The sequence below is a fragment of the Pseudomonas sp. F3-2 genome, assembly GCF_038804275.1.
GTDB lineage: Bacteria > Pseudomonadota > Gammaproteobacteria > Pseudomonadales > Pseudomonadaceae > Aquipseudomonas.
On the sequence record NZ_CP152388.1, the window covers coordinates 924,928 to 948,404 of the forward strand.

Annotated in this window: 22 protein-coding genes; 11 read left to right on the forward strand and 11 right to left on the reverse strand. The window is 59.7% G+C overall.

The window, feature by feature from the left end; all coding sequences use genetic code 11:
- The first annotated feature begins 1 nt into the window (after nucleotide 1).
- The 7 genes from AAGQ88_RS04230 (at nucleotide 2) to AAGQ88_RS04260 (ending at nucleotide 7,020) form a co-directional block, all read left to right on the forward strand.
- On the forward strand, nucleotides 2-1,099 hold the full coding sequence (locus AAGQ88_RS04230) for an amino acid ABC transporter permease (RefSeq protein ID WP_342654523.1): 1,098 nt from the start codon (nucleotides 2-4) through the stop codon (nucleotides 1,097-1,099).
- Nucleotides 1,100-1,109: 10 nt separating this feature from the next.
- On the forward strand, nucleotides 1,110-1,874 hold the full coding sequence (locus AAGQ88_RS04235) for an amino acid ABC transporter ATP-binding protein (protein WP_093462069.1): 765 nt from the start codon (nucleotides 1,110-1,112) through the stop codon (nucleotides 1,872-1,874).
- A 241-nt stretch (nucleotides 1,875-2,115) separates the two neighbouring features.
- Nucleotides 2,116-2,946 (forward strand): lipid II-degrading bacteriocin, encoded by an 831-nt coding sequence (locus AAGQ88_RS04240; RefSeq protein WP_342654524.1) that lies wholly within the window; start codon nucleotides 2,116-2,118, stop codon nucleotides 2,944-2,946.
- An 820-nt stretch (nucleotides 2,947-3,766) separates the two neighbouring features.
- Nucleotides 3,767-5,074, forward strand: coding sequence for a CynX/NimT family MFS transporter (locus AAGQ88_RS04245; protein ID WP_342654525.1), 1,308 nt, complete (start codon nucleotides 3,767-3,769; stop codon nucleotides 5,072-5,074).
- A gap of 103 nt (nucleotides 5,075-5,177) precedes the next feature.
- Complete coding sequence (locus AAGQ88_RS04250; protein WP_342655736.1) at nucleotides 5,178-5,648, forward strand: nuclear transport factor 2 family protein; 471 nt, start codon at nucleotides 5,178-5,180, stop codon at nucleotides 5,646-5,648.
- Between the two features lie 48 nt (nucleotides 5,649-5,696).
- Nucleotides 5,697-6,023 (forward strand): GIY-YIG nuclease family protein, encoded by a 327-nt coding sequence (locus AAGQ88_RS04255; RefSeq protein ID WP_285423037.1) that lies wholly within the window; start codon nucleotides 5,697-5,699, stop codon nucleotides 6,021-6,023.
- Nucleotides 6,024-6,087: 64 nt separating this feature from the next.
- Complete coding sequence (locus tag AAGQ88_RS04260; protein WP_285423038.1) at nucleotides 6,088-7,020, forward strand: glutathione S-transferase family protein; 933 nt, start codon at nucleotides 6,088-6,090, stop codon at nucleotides 7,018-7,020.
- Between the two features lie 26 nt (nucleotides 7,021-7,046).
- Here the strand turns inward: AAGQ88_RS04260 and AAGQ88_RS04265 are convergent, their stop codons facing one another.
- Both AAGQ88_RS04265 and yejK read right to left on the reverse strand, forming a co-directional pair.
- Nucleotides 7,047-7,397, reverse strand: a complete 351-nt coding sequence (locus AAGQ88_RS04265; RefSeq protein WP_342654526.1) for a glutaredoxin family protein — start codon at nucleotides 7,395-7,397, stop codon at nucleotides 7,047-7,049.
- A gap of 5 nt (nucleotides 7,398-7,402) precedes the next feature.
- The gene (gene yejK / locus AAGQ88_RS04270; protein WP_285423040.1) at nucleotides 7,403-8,404 is read right to left on the reverse strand and encodes a nucleoid-associated protein YejK; all 1,002 of its coding nucleotides are present in this window, start codon (nucleotides 8,402-8,404) and stop codon (nucleotides 7,403-7,405) included.
- A gap of 352 nt (nucleotides 8,405-8,756) precedes the next feature.
- Between yejK and AAGQ88_RS04275 the strand changes: the two genes are divergently transcribed.
- On the forward strand, nucleotides 8,757-9,038 hold the full coding sequence (locus tag AAGQ88_RS04275; RefSeq protein WP_037014905.1) for an HU family DNA-binding protein: 282 nt from the start codon (nucleotides 8,757-8,759) through the stop codon (nucleotides 9,036-9,038).
- Between the two features lie 98 nt (nucleotides 9,039-9,136).
- Here the strand turns inward: AAGQ88_RS04275 and rlmF are convergent, their stop codons facing one another.
- From rlmF to AAGQ88_RS04300, 5 genes are all read right to left on the reverse strand, one after another.
- Complete coding sequence (gene rlmF / locus AAGQ88_RS04280) at nucleotides 9,137-10,162, reverse strand: 23S rRNA (adenine(1618)-N(6))-methyltransferase RlmF (RefSeq protein WP_342654527.1); 1,026 nt, start codon at nucleotides 10,160-10,162, stop codon at nucleotides 9,137-9,139.
- Nucleotides 10,163-10,343: 181 nt separating this feature from the next.
- Entirely contained in the window at nucleotides 10,344-13,190 is a 2,847-nt protein-coding gene (locus AAGQ88_RS04285) for a valine--tRNA ligase (RefSeq protein WP_342654528.1), read from the reverse strand.
- Nucleotides 13,191-13,342: 152 nt separating this feature from the next.
- Nucleotides 13,343-13,777 carry a DNA polymerase III subunit chi gene (locus tag AAGQ88_RS04290; protein WP_342654529.1) on the reverse strand — a complete coding sequence of 145 codons (435 nt, stop codon included), beginning with the start codon at nucleotides 13,775-13,777 and terminating at the stop codon, nucleotides 13,343-13,345.
- A gap of 7 nt (nucleotides 13,778-13,784) precedes the next feature.
- Complete coding sequence (locus AAGQ88_RS04295) at nucleotides 13,785-14,213, reverse strand: DNA polymerase III subunit chi (RefSeq protein ID WP_285423044.1); 429 nt, start codon at nucleotides 14,211-14,213, stop codon at nucleotides 13,785-13,787.
- 57 nt (nucleotides 14,214-14,270) lie between these two features.
- Nucleotides 14,271-15,761, reverse strand: coding sequence for a leucyl aminopeptidase (locus AAGQ88_RS04300; RefSeq protein WP_285423045.1), 1,491 nt, complete (start codon nucleotides 15,759-15,761; stop codon nucleotides 14,271-14,273).
- A 303-nt stretch (nucleotides 15,762-16,064) separates the two neighbouring features.
- On the opposite strand from AAGQ88_RS04300, the gene lptF reads away from it, so the two are divergent.
- From lptF to AAGQ88_RS04315, 3 genes are all read left to right on the forward strand, one after another.
- Entirely contained in the window at nucleotides 16,065-17,183 is a 1,119-nt protein-coding gene (lptF, locus tag AAGQ88_RS04305; RefSeq protein WP_285423046.1) for an LPS export ABC transporter permease LptF, read from the forward strand.
- Nucleotides 17,176-18,237, forward strand: a complete 1,062-nt coding sequence (lptG, locus tag AAGQ88_RS04310; protein ID WP_342654530.1) for an LPS export ABC transporter permease LptG — start codon at nucleotides 17,176-17,178, stop codon at nucleotides 18,235-18,237. The genes lptF and lptG overlap by 8 nt, the downstream gene beginning before the upstream one ends.
- 106 nt (nucleotides 18,238-18,343) lie before the next feature.
- Nucleotides 18,344-19,566 (forward strand): IS3 family transposase gene (locus AAGQ88_RS04315; RefSeq protein WP_342653946.1). Its coding sequence is split into 2 segments (ribosomal slippage): nucleotides 18,344-18,695 and nucleotides 18,695-19,566, totalling 1,224 coding nucleotides; the frame shifts between segments, so codons are not numbered across the junction.
- A 52-nt stretch (nucleotides 19,567-19,618) separates the two neighbouring features.
- Here the strand turns inward: AAGQ88_RS04315 and AAGQ88_RS04320 are convergent.
- The 4 genes from AAGQ88_RS04320 to AAGQ88_RS04335 form a co-directional block, all read right to left on the reverse strand.
- The gene (locus tag AAGQ88_RS04320; RefSeq protein WP_285423048.1) at nucleotides 19,619-20,107 is read right to left on the reverse strand and encodes an RDD family protein; all 489 of its coding nucleotides are present in this window, start codon (nucleotides 20,105-20,107) and stop codon (nucleotides 19,619-19,621) included.
- Between the two features lie 97 nt (nucleotides 20,108-20,204).
- Nucleotides 20,205-20,417 (reverse strand): cold-shock protein, encoded by a 213-nt coding sequence (locus AAGQ88_RS04325; protein WP_003237709.1) that lies wholly within the window; start codon nucleotides 20,415-20,417, stop codon nucleotides 20,205-20,207.
- A gap of 393 nt (nucleotides 20,418-20,810) precedes the next feature.
- Nucleotides 20,811-21,932 (reverse strand): glycine cleavage system aminomethyltransferase GcvT, encoded by a 1,122-nt coding sequence (gene gcvT / locus AAGQ88_RS04330; RefSeq protein WP_342654531.1) that lies wholly within the window; start codon nucleotides 21,930-21,932, stop codon nucleotides 20,811-20,813.
- Between the two features lie 69 nt (nucleotides 21,933-22,001).
- Nucleotides 22,002-23,378: an L-serine ammonia-lyase gene (locus AAGQ88_RS04335; RefSeq protein WP_285423050.1), complete on the reverse strand. Its 1,377-nt coding sequence runs from the start codon at nucleotides 23,376-23,378 to the stop codon at nucleotides 22,002-22,004.
- Between the last annotated feature and the right edge of the window lie 99 nt (nucleotides 23,379-23,477).

Consider the following 23,477-nt stretch of genomic DNA (forward strand, 5'->3'; position numbering starts at 1 on the left):
CATGACATCCCATACTTTCAAACCCGACATGCCGCCGCCGAGTAAAGTGTTCGGCCCGATGGCATGGATTCGCCAGAACCTGTTCTCGAACTGGATCAACACCCTGTTGACCCTGTTCGCGATCTATCTGATCTGGCTGATCGTTCCGCCGCTGTTGAGCTGGACCATTTTCGACGCCAACTGGGTCGGCACCACGCGCGCCGACTGCACCAAGGCTGGCGCCTGCTGGGTGTTCATCGAGCAGCGCATCGGTCAGTTCATGTACGGCTACTACCCGCAAGAGCTGCGCTGGCGGGTGGATCTGACGGTCTGGCTGGCGATCATCGGCGCCGCGCCACTGTTCATTAAGATGATGCCGCGCAAAGCGATCTACGGCCTTTCTTTCCTGGTGATCTACCCGATCGTGGCTTTCTTCCTGCTGCATGGCGGAATTTTCGGCATGACCGAAGTCGCCACCAGTCAGTGGGGCGGGTTGATGCTGACTCTGGTCATCGCCACCGTGGGTATCGCAGGGGCCTTGCCTCTCGGTGTGATCCTGGCGCTGGGGCGTCGCTCCGACATGCCGGCGATCCGCGTGATCTGCGTGACCTTCATCGAGTTCTGGCGCGGCGTTCCGCTGATCACCGTGCTGTTCATGTCCTCAGTGATGTTGCCGCTGTTCCTGCCTGAAGGCATGAACTTCGACAAACTGTTGCGCGCCCTGATCGGCGTGATCATGTTCCAGTCGGCCTATGTGGCCGAAGTGGTGCGCGGCGGCATGCAGGCGATCCCGAAAGGGCAGTACGAAGCCGCCGCCGCGATGGGCCTGGGTTACTGGCGCCGCATGGGCCTGGTGATTCTGCCGCAAGCCCTGAAGCTGGTCATTCCTGGTCTGGTCAACACCGTGATTGCGTTGTTCAAGGACACCAGCCTTGTGATCATCATCGGCCTGTTCGACCTGCTCAACAGCGTCAAACAAGCAGCCGCCGACCCCAACTGGCTCGGCATGGCGACCGAGGGCTACGTGTTTGCAGCCCTGGTGTTCTGGATCTTCTGTTTCGGCATGTCCCGCTACTCCATTCATCTGGAGCGTAAGTTGGACACAGGCCACAAGCGTTAGGAGTTTTGTGATGAGTGAAGTTATCAGTAAGCCTCTGGGCGCCGAAGGCATGATCCGGATGGAAGGCGTACACAAGTGGTACGGCCAGTTCCACGTGTTGAAAGACATCAACCTGAACGTGCGTCAGGGCGAGCGTATCGTCCTGTGCGGCCCGTCGGGTTCGGGCAAGTCGACCACCATTCGCTGCCTCAACCGTCTGGAAGAGCACCAGCAAGGCCGCATCATCGTCGACGGCACCGAGCTGACGTCTGACCTGAAGCAGATCGAGACCATCCGCCGCGAAGTCGGCATGGTGTTCCAGCACTTCAACCTGTTCCCGCATCTGACCATCCTGCAGAACTGCACGCTGGCGCCGATGTGGGTGCGCAAGATGCCCAAGCGCAAGGCTGAAGAAATCGCGATGCATTACCTGGAGCGCGTGCGCATTCCGGAGCAGGCACACAAATTTCCGGGTCAGCTTTCCGGTGGTCAGCAACAGCGTGTCGCCATCGCGCGCGCACTGTGCATGAAGCCGAAAATCATGCTGTTCGACGAGCCGACCTCGGCGCTCGACCCAGAGATGGTAAAAGAAGTGCTCGACACCATGGTGGGTCTGGCCGAAGAAGGCATGACCATGCTCTGCGTGACGCACGAGATGGGCTTTGCCCGTACCGTCGCCAACCGCGTGATCTTCATGGACAAGGGCGAAATCGTCGAACAGGCCGCACCGAACGACTTCTTCGACAACCCGCAAAGCGACCGCACCAAACTGTTCCTCAGCCAGATCCTGCACTGAGTCGACAGCCGCAGCACCAAAAAAACCCGGGCCTGATGCCCGGGTTTTTGATTTAGGAAATGCATCTTTTACCTGAAGCCCTCCGGTGGCGTGACTCAGTTTTCGCTCATGTTGTTAATAAAAGGAACTATCCTACACTTTCTTGCGAGTTTACTTATTTATTGATCTTGCACCTAGATGATTATATTTCATTGCTTCCGGATTGAGGGAGTCATCGATATTTAAAAGGTGTAATATAAATATGAGTAACGTCATTTCTTTACCTCCGATCCATATAAGGGCGGTCGAGCCGGTATTCTCATGCGCTAGCTTAGGTTTGAGCCCGCCTATGCCAAGTCCGGCGATGGCACTCGCAGCGCAGCATCCCCGACGCCTACAAATGATCGCAGCCGGTTATTGGAGGGAAGTGTTTATAAAGCATATGGAAGAGGTGAATCGACAGGTCAGGAATGGTTGGAAATATATGCCAACTGCTGAGCTGGCAATGGATCTGTGGAAGGTTCCTGTTGCTGATAAATATATGTGCGTCAATCCTCACGCCCTATCAAGAGAGGCGATAAGCGCCGCGATAGGCCGATGGGGACGTGGAAAGAAAATATCAGACGCCCGCGAGCTTTCAGGCGGAGTGCTAACTCCTTTTTCTGCATGGTCACATTATCTAGATGGCAATGGAGCTGATGTGGTGACGCGTTTGGATCGTCTCGGACTCAACCTGTCCGCAGCGAAAATTCCTGCGCTGGAGAGTGCCTTTGACTCGGCGATGATAGGCAGTTCCGTAGTGCATCTTCAGAAAATTCCCTACGACACTATGCAAGACTCTTGGATTACCGGAATTTGGCTAGGCCATATTTCACTTCGTATCGAAGGCGTGGTCCATAAGAACCGTGATGGGAGCCTTACATTCAACGGCGTCGCTCGTGCTTATCATGATACTTACGATTTTAACGCAAGTATCCATCGCTCCAAGCTTGGGGAGGCGGCGACGGCAGGAGGGAAATATTTGGGGAGTGCACGAGGAAGACCTTATCAAGTTATCATCCAGGGCGAGCTCCCTATATCCATTCAACGGTGATTTGATCTCTAGTTTGTTCAGAAAAGGGTTGGTATTGAAATGGCAGCGCGGCCGCTAAATGAACGTAGATTTCTAACATCAATTTTTTTACTCAACGTTATTTCATTAGTGCCAGCGTTCAGCATGTTTTGGCACGTGTCACGACCAATTTTCACGGATGACGGCCCTTCGGTAACGTTATTACTGATTGTCACAGCTGTCTCTACGCTTTCTGCGCTTCCACTTTATAGTGGTGCGGCTCTATTGATCATACACCCACGGCGAAACTTGGTTTCACAATGGATTTCCTACCTACTGCTGTTTCTGGTGTTTGCGTGCTGCGCGGGGGCATGCATTTGGTGGGCGAAGCTAGGGATGGACGGGGAGATGGTATTCATAGGGACTGCAGCCGTGTATGCCTGGTTTTCCATCCGGCTCTTACAGGAAATAATTTGGTTGTTCCGAGCTGGAGTCGACAGAGGTGCAGGCAGATAGCAGGATCGCGCAGAATCAGACTCAGCCAGATCCTGCACTGAGTCGAAACGGCAATATCAGAGAACCCGGGCCTGATGCCCGGGTTTTTTGTTTAAGGGGGACGCGAGGCACCGTCTCTTCCCGGCTAAAGCCGGTCCTACAGATGCCGCAGCTTTCCGTAGGACCGGCTTTAGCCGGGAAGGCGTAAGGTGTTACGCCGTAGATCGCAGGGGCGTTAGGGACAGATGGCTCGCAGCCTCAGATTCTGTACCCAATTCTCGTCAAACTTGTGTTCTTTAGCGATCTCCAACAGGATTACGTCTTTGCGCTATGCGCTGTTACACAATCCTGCCCCCACGAGAATCCCATGACGACCAAGGCGCCTGCGGCGAGCGACACGCTATCCCTTTCCCGAAAACATCATGAAACCGTTGAGCTGCTGATCGATGCGGAAGCGGATGACGATCAGGTTCAGCACGAAAAACCGCTGGTGAAGCGACCCTGGCTTTTGCTGCTCGGACTGGTGCTGGTCGCGCTGAATCTGCGCCCTGCGCTGTCGAGCATGGCGCCACTGCTCAGCGAGGTGTCGGAAAGTCTGGGCTTGTCTGCTGCCAAGGCGGGGCTGCTGACCACGCTGCCGGTTCTGTGTCTGGGACTGTTCGCGCCCCTTGCGCCGATCCTTGCCCGCCGTTTCGGCAGCGAGCGGGTGGTGCTGGGAATCTTGCTGACGCTGGCGTGCGGCATCCTCTTGCGCAGCTCGTTCGGCGAAGCAGGCCTGTTCGCCGGCAGCATCATGGCGGGCGCCAGTATCGGCATTATCGGTGTGCTGCTGCCCGGCATCGTCAAGCGCGATTTCGCCAGCCAGGCCGGCACGATGACCGGCGTGTATACGATGGCATTGTGTCTGGGTGCCGCCGTGGCGGCCGGGGCCACTGTGCCGTTGAGCCACGCGTTCGGGGATGGCGTCGGCGACAGCTGGAAATCAGGGCTGGGATTCTGGATCGTTCCGGCGATTATCGCGGCTGTGTTCTGGCTGCCACAGACCCGCCAGCGTCACGGTCAGCATCAGGCGGCCTACCGGGTCAGAGGGCTTTTCCGCGACCGTCTGGCCCGACAGGTCACGCTGTACATGGGCCTGCAGTCGTCGTTGGCCTACATTGTATTCGGCTGGTTGCCCTCGATTCTAATCGGACGCGGCCTGACCGCGACCGAGGCCGGTTTGTTGCTGTCCGGTTCGATCATGGTCCAGCTCATCAGCTCATTGGCCACGCCATGGCTGGCGACGCGGGGCAAGGACCAGCGGCTGGCAATCCTGCTGGTCATGCTCCTCACGCTGGCTGGCCTTTACGGCTGTCTGTATGCGCCGCTCAACCAGCTGTGGTTCTGGGCCGTCGTGCTCGGGCTGGGGCAGGGCGGCACCTTCAGCCTGGCATTGACGCTGATCGTGCTGCGCTCTCGCGATTCCCACGTTGCGGCCAACCTCTCCAGCATGGCTCAGGGCGTCGGCTACACCTTGGCGTCCCTGGGGCCTTTTGCAGTGGGCGTGGTGCATGACTGGACCGGCAACTGGAGCGCCGTCGGCTGGATTTTCGGCCTGATTGGCGTGACGGCAATCGTTGCCGGGATGGGCGCCGGACGCTCGCTCTATGTGAATGTGACCAGCGAAAAAATCTGAGAAGCGGTATTTCCATCACGAATGTCCGTGGCAAAACGGCTCGCTGGCGCTTATCGTGCGAGCTCATTTCCCACGGATGTTCAACCGCATGAGCGAAACCCGCCTGAGTGAACAACACGCAGCCCTGATCAGCCGCTTCTACGAGGCGTTCAATCGCCTGGACGCCGAAGCCATGGCCGCCTGTTACAGCGATAACGTGGTGTTCAGTGATCCGGTGTTCGGCGAGCTGCGCGGGCGGGATGCCAGCGACATGTGGCGAATGCTGACGTCGCGGGCCAAGAACTTCTCGCTGCGTTACGACACTGTGCGGGCCGACGAGCGCACGGGTGGCGCGCATTGGGTGGCGACTTACCTGTTCAGCCAGACCGGTCGCACGGTGATCAACGACATTCAGGCACGCTTCGTGTTTCGCGATGGCAAGATCTGCGAACACCACGATCATTTCGATCTGTGGCGCTGGTCGCGTCAGGCCTTGGGCGCCAAAGGCACTTTGCTGGGATGGACGCCGCTGGTGCAGAACGCCATTCGCGCACAGGCGCAGAAGGGATTGAAGGCCTTTCAGGCTGGCCGCTGACGCTCTGGTAGAATCGCAGCTTTCCTGTCCTCACTGCTTGTTCAGACGATGACCGAAGTCGCGATCCCCATTACCGCTGCCGTTGAAGCCACGGTCACTAAACCGTGGTTCGTTTATCTCGTGCGTGCGGCCAACGGCTCGTTGTACTGCGGCATCAGCACTGATCCCCAACAGCGCTTCATCAAGCACCAAAGCGGGAAAGGCGCGCGCTTTTTCAGTTCCAGTCCTGCGACAGCGCTGGTGTATGTCGAGGCGTGCCGCGACAAGGGCGATGCGTTGCGTCAGGAACGGCTGATCAAAAAGCTGCGCAAGCGGGCGAAGGAAGCGCTGGCCGCCAGCTATATACACAGGGCTGATGCTGCGCCATCAGCCTGAGCGGGTAGGCCATCGCCGCTGCGCCAGCTAAGCTGGTCGTTCACCTTTGCGGATGGACCGAAGCATGTCAGAACTGATCCTGCACCATTACCCGGCGTCACTGTTTTCCGAAAAAGCGCGTCTGATGCTCGGCTTCAAAGGCTTGTCGTGGCGCTCGGTCATCATCCCTCCCATCATGCCCAAGCCGGACGTCACTGCGCTGACCGGCGGTTATCGCAAGACGCCGGTGTTACAGATCGGCGCTGATATCTACTGTGACACCGCGCTGATCGCGCGTCGGCTGGAGCAGGAGAAGTCGTCGCCTGCCTTTTATCCGGAAGGTCAGGAGTTCACAGCGTCGAGCCTCGCAGCCTGGGCCGACTCAGTGCTGTTTCTGCACGCCGTCAGTCTGGTCTTTCAACCCGCGTCGATGGCGGTGCGATTCGCCAAGGCCCCGCCGGAGGTTGTCAAAGCGTTCTCCGCGGATCGCGCATCATTCTTCGAGGGCGGCACCGCGACGCGTATTCCGCTCGAACTGGCCAAGCATCAGTGGCCCACACTCATGGGCCGTTTGCAGCTACAACTGGAGCGCAACGGCGACTTCCTGCTGGGCGCCCCTTCAATTGCCGACTTCGCCGTCGCTCATACGCTGTGGTTCCTGAAACAGACGCCCGTCACCTCACCGCTGGTGGACGACTATCCGGAAATACTGGCCTGGTATCAGCGCGTGATCGGGTTTGGTCACGGCGCGGCCAGTGAGTTGAGCTCTGCCGACGCACTGGAGATCGCCCGCCGCGCTGCGCCGCAGCCGCTGCCGGTGGAAGACTTTATCGACCCCAACGGCTTTGAGGTGGGTCAGCAGGTGAGTGTTTCTGCTGTCGACTACGGCGTGAACCCTGTGCAGGGCGAGTTGGTCTTCAACGGTCGCGAAGAAATCGTCGTGCGTCGTGAGGACGAGCGCGCCGGGGACGTGCATGTGCACTTTCCGCGTTATGGATTCCAGATCAAGGCCGCGTGAGCGCGGCACTCAAAAGTGTATGGCCGTCACTTGAGCGCCGCGAGAATCTCGTCCGGTGAAAAACCTCTGATCAGCGTGCCATTGACGTCGATCAGAGGAATGCCGCGGCCGCCCAACGCCTCATAGGCTTTGCGCCCGGCAGCGTCTTTTTCGATGTCGAACTCGGTGTACGGAATACCCTTGCTGTCGAGGAAGCGTCGGGTCTGTTTGCAGTAGCCACACCAGTCGGTCGCATACAGCGTGACCTTCGCGTTTGCCTGCACCTGCGCAGAGACCGAAGACGCGGGGTGCACGAAGTTCTCGATCTTGCCCCAGTTCTGGTAAACGACAACGACCAGCAGGATCAGCACGAACTTCTTGAGCGTGCGCACGAACATCTTCTTCAGCGCCTCTTCAACTGATCGGTGAGTTGAGTCGGCAGGCCTTTAATGATCAGCGTGCCTTTCTCTTCGTCGTATTCGATCTTATCCCCCAGCAGGTGCGCTTCGAAGCTGATCGACAAGCCTTCGGCGCGACCGGTGAAGCGCCGAAACTGGTTCAGGGTGCGCTTGTCGGCGGGGATCTCTGGCGACAGGCCGTAGTCCTTGTTGCGGATGTGTTCGTAGAACGCGCGCGGGCGATCTTCGTCGATCAGCCCGGACAACTCTTCCAGCGCAATGGGCTCGCCCATTTTGCTCTGGCTGCTGGCGTAATCGACCAGCGCCTTGGTTTTCTCGCGGGTGGATTCTTCCGGCAGGTCTTCGCTCTCGACGAAGTCACTGAAGGCCTTGAGCAGGGTGCGGGTCTCGCCGGGGCCGTCGACACCTTCCTGACAGCCGATGAAGTCGCGGAAGTATTCCGAGACTTTCTTGCCGTTCTTACCCTTGATGAACGAGATGTACTGTTTGGACGCTTTGTTGTTCTGCCATTCGGAAATGTTGATCCGCGCGGCCAGGTGCAGCTGGCCCAGATCCAGATGCCGAGACGGCGTGACATCCAGCGCTTCGTTCACGGCGACGCCTTCGCTGTGGTGCAGCAACGCGATGGCCAGGTATTCGGTCATGCCCTGTTGATAGTGCGCGAACAACACGTGGCCGCCCACCGACAGGTTGGACTCTTCCATCAGCTTCTGCAGGTGCTCGACTGCCACGCGACTGAATGCCGTGAAATCCTTGCCCTCATCCAGATACTCCTTCAACCAGCCACTGAACGGGTGCGCGCCGGACTCGGCGTGGAAGAAACCCCAGGCCTTGCCCTGTTTGGCGTTGTAGCTCTCGTTGAGGTCGGCCAGCATGTTCTCGATGGCCTGGGACTCCGCGAGTTCGGAATCTCGAGCGTGGAGGACTGCGGGCGTACCGTCGGGTTTTTTGTCGATCAGGTGAACGATGGCATGACGGATCGGCATGGATTTCTCGGCTGCTGAAGTGGAACTGAACGGGTGGAAGCCAGGCCCGTGCGAAAGTCGGCAAGTGTACCGCAGACAGGCCTTGGAACGCGCTGTGCGGGCCGAAAACACGGCCCCGGGCCTATTAATATGACTTTTTTGGGGTTGAACCGCGATAAAGCTGACCAAATGGGCAGCAGGGTGCGGATATTTGCTTGGCTCTGTGCTAGTTTTGCCCGGTCTTGCGCACTGAAGCGCGCCAAGCACGCAGTTTGTGGGGTTCTGCCGAACCAAAGACCGATTTCAGCATCTACATTTCGCGTCTGTACACACTCTGCAAACCATTCGAATTTGATAGGGAAGGAACACCACCATGGCTCTGACTAAAGACCAATTGATCGCCGATATCGCAGAAGCTATCGACGCGCCAAAAACCACCGCGCGCAATGCTCTGGACCAATTGGGCCAAATCGTCGCTGACCAACTGGAAAACGGTAGTGAAATTACTCTGCCAGGCATCGGCAAACTGAAAGTCACCGAGCGTCCAGCTCGCACCGGCCGCAACCCTTCGACTGGCGCAGCCATCGAAATCGCTGCCAAGAAAGTGGTCAAGTTCGTACCAGCCAAAGTGCTGACCGACTCGGTCAACAAGTAAGCGAAAACGCTACTTGTGTGAGGAAACCGTGTGACGGAGTGATCCGGACACGGTTTTTTTGTGCCCGGGATTCAGCTAAAAACGGGCTGATATCCAGATCACTTGCCGGCGCTCCAACGCTCGGCCCGCCAGGCAGCCTGCCGCGCCTTGTCGTGGAACGTCCAGGCGACGAACCGGCTTTGCTTCTGTCCCTGCGACATCTCGACCACATGGCTTTCCAGCGCGCCGGTTTTCTTCAGCGTGCTCTGAATCAGCGGCAGGTTCGAGGCCTTTGACACCAGTGTGCTGAACCACAGCACCTGACCTGAAACCTGCGCGCTCTCGGCGATCAATTGCGCGACGAATCGTGCCTCGCCGCCTTCGCACCAGAGCTCAGCTGCCTGACCTCCAAAGTTGAGCACGGGGAGTTTGCGCTTGGGATCAGCTTTACCGAGCGCCCGCCATTTACGCTGACTGCCGCGCAGTGCTTCCTCCTGCGAGGCGTGGAACGGCGGATTGCACAGGGTAATGTCGAAGCGTTCATCGCGTTCGAGCAGCCCTGCGAGGATGTATTTGCGATTGCTTTGCTCACGCACGCCGATCGCTTTGCCCAACTGGTTGGCCTTGACGATGGTGGTGGCCGAGGCGAGGGCGATCTTGTCGATGTCCGACCCCAGAAAATGCCAGCCGTACTCGCTGTGCCCGATCAGCGGATAGACGCAATTGGCGCCGGTGCCCACGTCCAGCGCCTTGATCGCCGCGCCCCGCGGTATCACGCCCTCGTTGCGCTCGGCCAGAAGGTCGGCGAGGAAATGCACGTAATCGGCCCGGCCCGGGATCGGCGGGCACAGATAATCGGCAGGGATATCCCAGTGCGCGATGCCGTAAAAAGCCTTGAGCAAGGCGCGATTGAACACCCGAACCGCCGCCGGATTGGCGAAATCGATGCTCTCCTTGCCGTAGGGATTGGTGATCACGAACTTGCCCAGTTCCGGACTGCTCTTGATCAGCCGAGGAAAGTCGTAATGGCCCTGATGACGATTGCGCGGGTGAAGGCTGGCCTTCTCGCGAGGGGCGGCGGGCTTGGCTGCAGTCGCGGGTTTTGGCGTCCTGCGCGGCGGTTTGGGATGGCGTGGGGTATTCATGGGCAGTCAGTTCTGATGACAGGCACCGCACCCTGTAGGAGCGCGCTTGCCCGCGATGACGTCGGATCGGACATCGCCGTTCTTCAGAAGAACAGCGCTGTCATCGCTGGCCTCATCGCGGGCAAGCGCGCTCCTACAGGATTCTCAGCCAGCCCGGTGATCGGGCTGGCTGATCGGTCGATTACAAACTGGCAATCCGTGCGTGCTGCTCGGCCAGTTTGCTCAGCGCCTGCTCAGCTTCGGTCAGCTTGGCGCGTTCCTTGGCAATGACTTCAGGTGGCGCCTTGTCGACGAACGCCGCGTTTGACAGCTTGCCGCCCACGCGCTGGACTTCGCCTTGCAGGCGCTGGATTTCCTTGTCCAGACGCGCCAGCTCGGCGCCCTTGTCGATCAGGCCGGCCATCGGCACCAGCACTTCCATCTCGCCCACCAGCGCGGTAGCCGACAGCGGCGCTTCGGCACCCGCCGCCAGCACGGTGAACGACTCGAGCTTGGCCAGCTTTTTCAGCAAGTGCTCGTTCTCGTTGAGGCGGCGCTGATCTTCGGCGCTGACGTTCTTGAGGAACAGCTGCAGCGGTTTGCCCGGCCCGATGTTCATCTCGCCACGAATGTTGCGCACGCCCAGCATCAGGCCCTTGAGCCACTCGATGTCGCCTTCGGCAGCGGCATCGATGCGCGACTCGTTCGCCACCGGCCACGGTTGCAGCATGATGGTCTTGCCCTGTGCACCGGCCAGCGGCGCAAGGCGCTGCCAGATTTCTTCGGTGATGAACGGCATGAACGGATGCGCCAGACGCAGCGCCACTTCCAGTACGCGAACCAGCGTGCGGCGGGTGCCGCGCTGACGTTCGACCGGCGCGGTTTCGTCCCACAGAACCGGCTTGGACAGCTCCAGGTACCAGTCGCAGTACTGGTTCCAGATGAACTCGTACAGCGCCTGCGCCGCGAGGTCGAAACGGAATTGATCCAGCTGGCGGGTCACTTCGGCCTCGGTGCGCTGCAGCTGCGAAATGATCCAGCGATCCGGCAGGGAGAGCTCGAATGCTTCGCCGTTCTGACCGCAGTCTTCGCCCTTGTCCAGCACGTAGCGCGCGGCGTTCCAGATCTTGTTGCAGAAGTTGCGATAGCCTTCGACGCGGCCCATGTCGAACTTGATGTCGCGACCGGTGGAGGCCAGCGAGCAGAAGGTGAAGCGCAGCGCGTCGGTGCCGTAACTGGCGATACCCTCGGCGAACTCCTGACGGGTCTGCTTCTCGATCTTCTTCGCCAGTTGCGGCTGCATCATGCCGCTGGTGCGTTTCTGCACCAGTGCTTCAAGCTCGATGCCGTCGACGATGTCCAGCGGGTCAAGGACGTTGCCCTTGGACTTGGACATCTTCTGGCCTTGCCCGTCGCGCACCAGGCCGTGGACGTAAACGGTCTTGAACGGGATCTGCGGCGTGCCGTCCTCGTTCTTCACCAGGTGCATGGTGAGCATGATCATCCGGGCGACCCAGAAGAAAATGATGTCGAAGCCGGTCACCAGCACATCGGTCGGGTGGAAGGTTTTCAGGAATTCGGTCTGCTCAGGCCAGCCCAGCGTGGAGAAAGTCCACAGGCCGGAACTGAACCAGGTGTCGAGTACGTCGTTGTCCTGCTGCAGCGCCACGTCAGGGCCGAGATTGTGCTTGGCGCGTACTTCGGCTTCGTCGCGACCGACGTAAACTTTGCCCGATTCGTCGTACCAGGCCGGAATGCGATGGCCCCACCACAGCTGACGGCTGATGCACCAGTCCTGAATGTCGCGCATCCAGGAGAAGTACATGTTTTCGTACTGTTTCGGCACGAAGGCAATGCGACCGTCTTCCACGGCGGCAATCGCGGGCTCGGCCAGTGGCTTGGTGGACACGTACCACTGGTCAGTCAGCCACGGCTCGATGATGGTGCCGGAGCGATCGCCTTTCGGCACTTTCAGCGCGTGGTCGTCGACGCTGACCAGCAAGCCGGCGGCGTCGAAGGCAGCCACGATCTGCTTGCGCGCCTCGAAGCGGTCGAGCCCTGCGTACTGCGCCGGCAGGCTGCCGTCGATGGCGTCGTTCAGCGTGCCGTCCAGGTTGAACACCTGAGCGGCGGCCAGCACGTTGGCGTTCTTGTCGAAGATGTTCAGCAGCGGCAGGTTGTGGCGCTTGCCCACTTCGTAGTCGTTGAAGTCGTGCGCCGGGGTGATCTTCACGCAGCCAGTGCCGAATTCAGGGTCGCAGTAGTCGTCAGCGATGATCGGAATGCGACGGCCCACCAGCGGCAGTTCGACGAATTTGCCGATCAGCGCCTTGTAGCGTTCATCGTTCGGGTTCACCGCAACAGCGGCATCGCCGAGCATGGTTTCCGGACGCGTGGTGGCCACGATCAGGTAATCCAGACCTTCGGCCGTCTTTGCGCCGTCTGCCAGTGGATAACGCAGGTTCCACAGGCTGCCTCTCTCGTCGTGGTTTTCCACTTCGAGGTCGGAAATGGCCGTGTGCAGTTTGGTGTCCCAGTTGACCAGACGCTTGCCGCGATAGATCAGGCCGTCTTCATGCAGGCGTACGAAGGCTTCTTTCACGGCCTCGGACAGGCCGTCGTCCATTGTGAAGCGCTCGCGGCTCCAGTCGACCGACGAGCCCAGGCGACGGATCTGACGGCTGATGTTGCCGCCGGACTGATCCTTCCACTCCCAGACTTTTTCGAGAAATTTCTCGCGACCCAGATCGTGACGGCTCTGCCCCTGCGCTTCGAGCTGGCGCTCGACCAGCATTTGCGTGGCGATACCGGCGTGGTCGGTCCCTGGCTGCCACAGGGTATTGCGGCCCTGCATTCGGCGGAAGCGGATCAGGGCGTCCATGATCGCGTTGTTGAAACCGTGGCCCATGTGCAGGCTGCCGGTGACATTCGGCGGCGGAATCATGATGGTGTACGAGTCGCCCGCGCCTTGCGGGGCGAAATAATTCTCGGACTCCCAGGTTTGATACCAGGAAGTTTCGATAGCGTGCGGCTGGTAGGTCTTGTCCATGCGCGGCGGGAACCTGATCTGCTTTCAGTCGGAAAAGCCGGGAAGTATAGCTTTTCAAGGCAGCGGCAAGCTACAAGCGCTAAACCGCGACCTTATGAGCGGCGCACATCCCTGCTTTCGATCCCGCCCGGAAGCGGCACCGAGTTGTCAGATCAGGTGTTGTATTGCGAAAGGAGCCGCTCCATCCGCGCATCCAGACGGCGCTTGATTTCGTTCTCGATGTGCGGGGCGAAGTCGTCGATGACGTCTTGCATGATCAGTTGCGCAGCGGCACGCAGTTCGTTGTCGAGGTGCAGCAGGTCGTCCGGATTGGGTTTGCTGGCGACTGGCTCGGCCTGTTCAGGCGTCGGCGGTTCCAGGGCAATGACCGGTTCCGCGCTCAGTGTCGGGATGTCATTGACGTCCGCTTCTTCAGCGGCGACGACCTGGCCGCTGACCACGTCGAACAGCAACGGGATCTGGCCTTCGCCGGAAACGCTGTCGGTGAGCAGGGGAGGTTGCAGGGAATCATCGCCAAGCAACTGCCGGATCGACTCGAGGTCATCGAGCAGGTGCGCGGAATCTTTCAGGTTTTTTGAATTGTCCATCGTGTGCTCAAAGACGCTGCAGTCGGTGATCTTGCAGAGGATAGCCCTGTTCACGGTAGAAGCGGAAACTCTCTCGTGCCGCCAGGCGGATGGCCGGATCCTCGACGACGATCTCGGCCACACGGGCAAAACGTTTGAAAAACTCGGGGATGCGCAGGTCCAGATTGACCAACAGATCCTGATGTTGACCCGGGTCATCGCCGACACCAAGCGCCACCGGAGCGTCCTGATCTTCCTCGATCACGCCGTGGGGCACGAAGGTTTCGCCCTTGAAGCGCCAGAGCCGGGCATCGAGGTCTTCGCGCTGTTGCGCGTCGCTGCAGTGCAAATAGACCCGGTGGCCAAGCCGCCAGGCTTTATCGGTGAGCTTGCAGGCGAAATCCAGGCGCGCGAGTGGATCGGCGCTGGGCAGGATGTAAAAGTCGACTTGGGTCATGAAGGTTCCAGAGCGCAAAAACGTGCCGACCCGGCGGGCCGACACGTTTCAGGGCGCTTATACGCCAGCGCGGTCCAGCAGGTATTGGGTCAGCAGAGGAACCGGACGGCCAGTGGCGCCCTTGTCCTTGCCGCCGCTCAGCCATGCGGTGCCGGCGATGTCCAGATGCGCCCACTCGTAGGCCTTGGCGAAGCGCGACAGGAAGCAGGCGGCCGTGATGGTGCCGCCTTTCGGGCCACCAATGTTGGCGATGTCGGCAAACGGGCTGTCCAGTTGCTCCTGATATTCATCGAACAGCGGCAGTTGCCAGGCACGGTCATCGGCACGCTTGCCGGCTTCCAGCACCTGATTGATCAACGCGTCGCTGTTGCCCAGCAGGCCGGAGGTGTGACCACCCAGCGCAACCACGCAGGCGCCGGTCAGCGTAGCGATGTCGATGACGGCTTGCGGTTTGAAGCGTTCGGCGTAGGTGAGGGCGTCGCACAGCACCAGACGGCCTTCGGCGTCGGTGTTGAGGATCTCGACGGTTTGACCGCTCATGGTCTTGACGATGTCACCCGGACGGGTAGCCGTGCCGCTCGGCATGTTCTCGGCCGCGGCCACGATGCACACCAGATTGATCGGCAATTGCAGTTCCAGCACGGCGCGCAGCGTGCCGAACACGCTGGCAGCGCCGCACATGTCGAATTTCATTTCGTCCATGTTCGCCGCAGGCTTGATGCTGATGCCGCCGGTGTCGAAGGTGATGCCCTTGCCAACGAGCACGAACGGCTTGTCGGCCTTCTTGCCGCCGGCATAGTTCATCACGATCAGGCGAGGTGGCTGGGCGCTGCCTTGAGCGACGGCCAGGAACGAGCCCATGCCCAGATCGGCGATTTTCTTCTCGTCGAGCACGTCGACTTTCAGGCCCTTGTACGCCTTGCCCAGTGCCTTGGCTTCCTCGCCCAGGTAGGTCGGGTGGCACAGGTTCGGCGGCATGTTGCCCAGGTCGCGGGTGAATGCCATGCCGGCGGCGATGGCTTGAGCATGCTTAGCAGCGCGCTCGACTTCAGCGACGTTGGCCTTGGCCGTCAGCAGGGTGACTTTCTTCAGGGCGCGAGGGTCGGCCTTCTGGCTCTTGAACCGATCGAACACGTATTCGCCATCGGCCAGGGTTTCCACCAGCAGGCGGTTCTTGCCATAGATGTCACGGTTTTTCACGGCCAGGTGATCGAGCGCGAATGCTGCGTCGGTGCCGCCCAGGCTCTTGAGCGTGTTCAGCGCGCCGCTGATGATCTTGCGGAACTGGCGATCGCTCAGCTCAGGCTCTTTGCCGGAACCCACCAGCAGAACCCGATCGGACTTGAGGTTGGGCAGGCTGTGCAGCAGCAGGCTCTGGCCCACTTTGCCGGACAGATCGCCGCGCTTGAGAACGGCACTGATTGCGCCGCCGCTCAGCGCGTCGACGGTCTTCGCGATGTCGCTCAGCGTGCGGCCTTCACCGACGGCAACCACCAGCGTGGCGGTCTTCAAGGTTTCTGCACTGACGCTTTTAACAACCAATTCCATGTCGGGGTCCCCGGGTAAACTGTGGGTGATCGCAATAATCGAGTGCGCGGCAGGATGCGCAGGTGTCTCGCATCGCCCTGCCAGCGGCAAGGCCCGCAGTTTGACCTTGCTTGCCAATGCATGACAACCCCGGAGCGCGGCGGGCACCTGCATCGGTTAAAGAAGTATCCGGCGCGCTCAGTGACAGACACACCCAATCACAGGATAATGCCGCATATTTTTTCGGTGATTCGCCGCAGCGCGTCATGGCTGATCCAATTCATTGTCAGGCTGCCTGAGCGTGACAACCCTGGAGTGTCTGGTTTGATTGTCTTCCGTTACCTGTCCCGAGAAGTGCTGGTTACCTTGAGCGCTGTGAGCGCTGTGCTGCTGGTAATCATCATGAGTGGCCGCTTCATCAAGTACCTGGCCCAGGCTGCATCGGGTGCCCTGGACCCGGGCGTGCTGTTTCTGATCATGGGCTTTCGCCTGCCGGGCTTCATGCAACTGATCCTGCCGCTGGGGCTGTTCCTCGGGATTCTGCTGGCTTACGGGCGTTTGTACCTGGAAAGCGAAATGACCGTTCTGGCGGCCACCGGCATGAGTCAGCAGCGCCTGCTGTGGATGACGCTGGCGCCCGCCGCCGTCGTGTCTCTGCTGGTCGCCTGGCTCAGCTTCAGCCTCGCGCCTCAGGGCGCAACCCAGTTTCAGCTGCTGATCAACAAACAGGACGCGATGACCGAGTTCGACACGCTGGTGCCGGGCCGCTTCCAGCTGCTGCGTGACGGCAGCCGGGTGACGTACACCGAGACCATGACGGACGACCGCATCAACCTTGGCGGAGTGTTCATCTCGGAAAAGAAACTGAACGAGAAGAAAGACCACGGCATCACCGTACTGGTCGCCGAGAAGGGCCGTCAGGAAATCAAACCCGATGGCAGCCGTTATCTGATTCTGGACAACGGATATCGCTACGACGGCAACCCTGGGCAGGCCAATTACCGCGCGATCAAATACGACACCTACGGCGCCCTGCTGCCCAAGCCCGAAATCAGCGACGAGATCACCGACCGGGACGCGATCCCTACAAGCGAGTTGCTCAATGGCGAAAACACCCTGCGCAACAAGGCTGAACTGCAGTGGCGCATTTCCCTGCCTATCCTCGTCTTCATCGTCACGCTGATGGCCGTGCCATTGGCCCGGGTGAACCCGCGTCAGGGCCGCTTCCTCAAATTATTGCCGGCGATTCTTTTGTACATGGCCTATCTGACCATCCTCATCGCCGCTCGCGGCGCGCTCGAAAAAGGCAAGATCCCGCTGGGCCTGGGTTTGTGGTGGGTGCATGCGCTGTTCCTGGCCATCGGGCTGGGCCTGCTTTACTGGGAGCCTCTGCGTTTGAAACTGGCGAGCCGCCGCAGCGTGTCGGAGGTGGCTCATGGTTAAGCTCGATCGCTACATCGGCAAAAGCGTCTTCATGGCGATTCTCGCCGTGCTCGGAATCATTCTCGGGCTGGCGTCGCTGTTCGCATTCATCGACGAGATGGCCGACATCAGCGACACCTACACCTTTTGGGATGCCGGCAGCTTCGTGGTGATGACCGCGCCGCGCCGTCTTTATGAAATGCTGCCGATGGCTGCCCTGATCGGCTGCCTGATCGGCCTTGGCGCCTTGGCCAGCAGCAGCGAGCTGACCATCATGCGCGCTGCGGGTGTGTCCATCGGCCGGATTGTCTGGGCGGTGATGAAGCCGATGCTGGTGCTGATGGTGGCGGGGCTGCTGATCGGCGAATACGTCGCGCCGGTCACCGAGGCTCAGGCCCAGGCGGCGCGTTCCCTGGCGCAAGGTACTGGCGATGCGCAGAGCGCGCGTCACGGCTTGTGGCATCGTCAGGGCGACGAGTTCATTCACATCAACACCGTGCAGCCCAATGGCTTGCTGTACGGCGTCACGCGCTACCGCTTTGACGATCAGCGTCACATGCTCAGCGCCAGTTTTGCCAAACAGGCGAACTTCCAGACCGATTACTGGCTGCTCAAGGATGTCTCCACAACGCTGTTCCATGAAGGCCGCACCGAGGTGGTGTCTGCCCCGGAAGAGCGCTGGAACGTCGCATTGAGCCCGCAGTTGCTGAGCACGGTAGTGCTGCCGCCCGAGTCGCTGTCGATGACCGGGCTGTACGGTTACGCACGCTATCTGGCAGATCAGGGCCTGAGCAACGGCCGTTACTGGCTGGCGTTCTACACCAAGATCCTGCAACCGCTGGTGACCGTGGCGCTGGTACTGATGGCCATTTCCTTCATCTTCGGGCCGCTGCGCTCCGTGACATTGGGTCAGCGCGTGTTCACCGGCGTGCTGGTCGGTTTCACCTTCCGGATCGCGCAGGACCTGCTCGGGCCATCGAGCCTCGTGTTCGGGTTCTCGCCGCTGTTCGCTGTTCTGGTGCCAGCGGGTATCTGCGCACTGGCAGGGCTCTGGCTGCTGCGTCGGGCGGGTTGATCGTCAGCGGGCAATGAAAAAGCCGACCTCAGGGTCGGCTTTTTTGTGTCTGATGTCCCGTCCTGAATAAGGTTTACACCTTCTGACCTTTCCTCAGGAGGAACCAATGGATTCGGGAAAAAGGCGCAGTCAGCGTGATTACACGCTGGGCTTTAAATTAGCGGTCGTCGATCAGGTCGAAAAAGGCGAGTTGAGTTATAAAGAGGCTCAACGGCGTTACGGAATTCAGGGGCGTTCGACTGTGCTGGTGTGGTTACGCAAGCATGGGCGCCAAGACTGGAGCCAAGGCGCCTCCATTCGTGCCCAGAGGAGCCGACCGATGGACGACCCGAAGCTGCCGCTGACCCCAGATCAGCGAATCAAGGAGCTTGAAGAAAAGCTCGCCCTTGCCAATCAGAAAGCCCAGTTCTTCGAAGCCGTCGTTGACGTGCTGAAGAATGATTACGGTGTTTCCGTTGTAAAAAAGCGATCCGGCAAGTCCTTTCCCAAGGGCAAATCCAAGGCCTGAGCATCGTCAGGGCTTGCCAGTTTCTGGGCATCTCCCGGCAGGCTTACTACAAGCGAAACCGGGTCTGCGACATGCAAACCAACCACGCCCAGAAAGTACTGGGGTTTGTACTGGAAACCCGACTTCAGATGCCACGACTGGGCACACGCAAGCTGCACGGACTGATGCAAGCCGAGCCTGAACTGGCGCGAACGGTGGGTCGGGATCGGCTATTCGACATCCTGAGAGAAAACCGCCAACTGATTGCGCGCAAGCGCGCCTACCACAAGACCACTGACAGCCATCATCGCTTCCGTCGCCATCCCAACAGGCTAAAACCTGGTCTCGACCAAGTAACAGCCACTGGCCCTGAGCAGGTCTGGGTAGCAGACATCACCTATTTGCCCACCCAGCAAAGCGTCGCGTATGTGAGCCTGGTGACCGATGCTTACTCTCGAAAAATCGTTGGTCATCATGTGCATGAAACCTTGCATGCCGAATCGGTTGCGCAGGCGATGCGCAAGGCATTGAGGGGTAGGAAAACGGATCAGGCACTGGTGCATCACTCAGATCGCGGCTCGCAATACTGCTCGGATCTGTACCAGAAGCTGCATGCCATGCACGGGGTAAGGTGTTCGATGACAGACGGTTATGACTGTTACCAGAACGCACTCGCAGAGCGGGTGAACGGCATATTGAAAACAGAGTTTTTGCTGCATCGCCCGAGAGACTTGGCCGAAGCCAAACGTATGGTCGACGAATCGGTAGATATCTATAACCGCAAGCGGCCCCACCAGGCCTTGAAATACAAAACGCCCGATGCGATGCATCGAGCGTTTTAAGGGTGAAACAGGTGTAAACCTATTTCAGGACTGGACATGAGTGATCGCCTGGCTATTGCTTTCGTTTCGGAATCCGCACCAGCTGCGTCTCGGAATACAGGTCGTGCCAGCAGCGCTTTTGCTTGTCGAACAGGCTCCAGAAAAAACCGAGCCCCACGCACAGCCAGGACGCGATCGCGACGACGAAACGCAGCAGCGCTTGCCAGAGGCTGATACCGGTTCCGTCCGCGTTTTGCACGCGAATGCCCCAGACCTGCATGCCCAGCGTCTGGCCGGCGTGGGTCCAGAACTTGGCGAAGAATGCGAACAGGGCGAACAGCAGAAGCGTGGAGAGCAGGGGATCGCCGTCCAGCGCGCCTGACTCGGACAGCTGACGCAATCTGGCCTCGCCCACGACGCTCATCCAGACCAGCTTGTACAGGAAGGTGATTACCATCAGCAGCGCAACGCACAACAGCGCGTCGTAACAGATGGCGGCCATGCGACGGCCCAGACCGACTGCGGGGAAATCACCCTGTGGGCTTAGCAGGTGCTTGGGCATCTCGGACGCTCGTTCACGGGGAAGCGGGCAGTGTACGAAATCGCAGGCATAAAAAAGCCCCTGATGTCGCCATCAAGGGCTTTTATGCTTTCAGCGATCAGCCTTCAGCTTGTACTTCATCAGCCTGCATGCCTTTCTGGCCTTGCACAGCAACGAAAGTAACTTTCTGGCCTTCTTTCAGGCTCTTGAAGCCGTTGCCCTGAATAGCGCGGAAGTGGACGAACAGATCCGGACCGCTCTCTGGAGTGATAAAACCAAAACCTTTCTCGTCGTTAAACCACTTAACGGTACCGCTCTGACGTGTAGACATTTTCTTATTCCTAGACGCATAAATTAATGACAGTCCCTTTCACACGAAAGAGTACTGGGCTGGTTGCAGGAAGAAGAAACGTAGAGCGGGATGTAGCATTGCTTTTGGCGCTACTGCCCAGGTCACGATCCCAGCGACCTATGCAAACACAGTTGAGAAACTCTACGCTAACTCTCGCAGAAAAAACAAGCCCCGCTGATGCCCGGTTTCAGGGGCTTTGGCCGGTTTTTTGAAAACTTTAACCACATCGAGGGGATCGATAGTTTTTAATATCGAAGCCCCTTGGAAAGTGCATTTTTTTGACAGTTTGATTGCTGTTTGCGCGAGCGCCAGACTGCGGCATGCGAACAGTTGAATGCACTGTTGCGGTGCCGCAGTTTCTTGACGCGCCTGTCAGCCTCGGAAGTAACGTGGCGCAACGAAAGGCATTTTGCTAACGAGCATCGGTACTTTCTTGCCACGAACGATTGCCCAGACCGGTGTATCCAGCGCTGTGAATCCTGCGTCCAGGTAGCCCATTGCCAGTGGTGCGCCGAGGGTCGGTCCGAAGCCGCCGCTGCAGATCGAGCCGATCACTTTATCGTCGGCATCGACAATTTCAGCGCCCTCGCGCACCGGCGTGCGCTCTTGCGGCAGCAGGCCGACACGCTTGCGAGCTGCACCGGTTTGGTGCTGGGCGAAAATTTGATCAGCGCCCGGGAAGCCGCCTGCGCGAGCGCCGTCGGCGCGACGAACCTTGGAAATCGCCCACAGCAGACTGGCCTGAATCGGCGTGGTTTCGGTGTTCATGTCATGACCGTAGAGGCACAGGCCTGCTTCCAGACGCAGCGAATCACGTGCGCCGAGGCCGATTGGCGCGACTTCCGGCTCAGCCAGCAGGCGACGAGCCAGCGATTCGGCCTGATCGGCCGGGACTGAAATCTCGTAGCCGTCTTCGCCGGTGTAGCCAGAGCGGCTCACGTAGCAGTCGATGCCGTCGATCCGCGCGGAGGTGTACTGCATGAAGGTCATCTTCGCGACTTCCGGTGCCAGGCGAGCCAGCGCCGTGACGGCCTGAGGACCTTGCAAGGCCAGCAATGCACGCTCTTCGAACAGCGGCGTGATCTCGCAGCGATTGCCGATGTGCGCGCGAAGGTGAGCGAGGTCTTCGTTTTTGCAGGCCGCGTTGACCACCAGCATCAGTTGCTCGTTACCCAGATTCGCCACCATCAGGTCGTCGAGGATCCCGCCGGTCTCATTGGTGAACATGGCGTAGCGCTGCATGCCCACCGGCAGGTCGATGATGTCCACCGGCACCAGGGTTTCCAACGCACGGGCGGCATCAGCGCCGCTCAGCAGGATCTGTCCCATGTGCGACACGTCGAACAGGCCAGCCTGATCGCGGGTGTGCAGGTGTTCTTTCATCACGCCCGCCGGATATTGCACGGGCATATCGTAGCCTGCGAATTCGACCATCTTGGCACCCAGTTCACGGTGCAGGGCGTTGAGTGGGGTTTTCAACAGTTCAGCGGACATCGATGGCTCCTTGAAAGTGTTTACGTGCGCCGGCCTGAAAACCGAGGGCGCGATGAAATTAGGCGGGTATCAGCACTCGATAATGTTCACGGCCAGCCCGCCACGGGCTGTTTCCTTGTATTTGCTCTTCATGTCGGCGCCGGTCTGGCGCATCGTCCGGATGACTTTGTCCAGCGAGACGAAGTGCTGACCGTCGCCGCGTAACGCCATGCGTACCGCATTGATGGCCTTCACCGAACCCATTGCGTTGCGCTCGATGCAGGGCACTTGAACCAGGCCGCCAATCGGGTCGCAGGTCAGACCGAGGTTGTGTTCCATGCCGATTTCGGCGGCGTTTTCGACTTGCTGAACGTTGCCGCCCAGCACTTCGCAGAGCGCGCCGGCGGCCATCGAGCAGGCGACGCCGACTTCACCCTGACAGCCGACTTCGGCGCCGGAGATCGACGCGTTTTCCTTATAGAGAATGCCGATGGCGGCGGCGGTCAGGAGGAACCGGACGACGCCGTCTTCGTTGGCACCGGTGATGAAACGCATGTAGTAATGCAGCACCGCTGGAATGATGCCTGCCGCGCCGTTGGTGGGCGCCGTGACGACGCGTCCGCCGTTGGCGTTTTCTTCGTTGACGGCCAGCGCGTAAAGATTGACCCAGTCCAGCACGGACAGGGCATCACGCAAAGCGGCTTCCGGGTTTTTGCACAGCTGGCGATGCAAGGCTGCCGCGCGCCGCTTGACCTTCAGGCCGCCCGGCAAGATCCCTTCGTTGCGGCATCCCGCTTCGACGCAGTCCTGCATGACCTGCCAGATATTCAGCAGTCCGGCGCGGGTCTGCGCTTCGGGGCGCCAGGCGGATTCGTTGGCCAGCATCACCTGACTGATCGACAGCCCAGTGCTCGCGCAGTGGGCCATCAATTCCTTGCCGGTCTTGAACGGGTAGGGCAGTGGCGTGCTGTCCTCGACGATACGGTCGGCACCGGCAGCGTCTTCATCGACGACGAAACCGCCGCCCACCGAGTAGTACTCGCGGCTGCGGATCTGCAGGCCGGCGGCGTCGAAGGCGCGGAAAATCATGCCGTTGGGATGGTAGGCCAGCGGCTTGCGAATCATCGCCAGGTGCTGCTTTTCAATGAACTCGATGCTGTGCTCGCCCAGCAGGCTGATCCGCTCGGTGCTGCGAATGCGTTGCAGGCGTTCGGCAACGTGCTCGGTGTCGACGGTGTCCGGATGCTCGCCTTCGAGCCCCAGCAAGACGGCCTTGTCGCTGCCGTGACCTTTGCCGGTGGCGCCGAGCGAGCCATACAGCTCGACCCGCACACTGGCGGTGCCGGAAAGCAGATCGTCACGCCGCAGCCCTTCGGCGAACCGCGCCGCAGCACGCATGGGGCCCACGGTGTGAGAGCTGGAGGGGCCGATGCCAATCTTGAACAGGTCAAACACGCTCAGGGACATGATTGGGCTCCGGTATTGTTTTTATGGTTCTTGCAGGCTGATCGGGCTGGATTCAGTCGCGGGCAAGCTCACTCCTGCAAGGTCGGGGCGTTCGTGCAT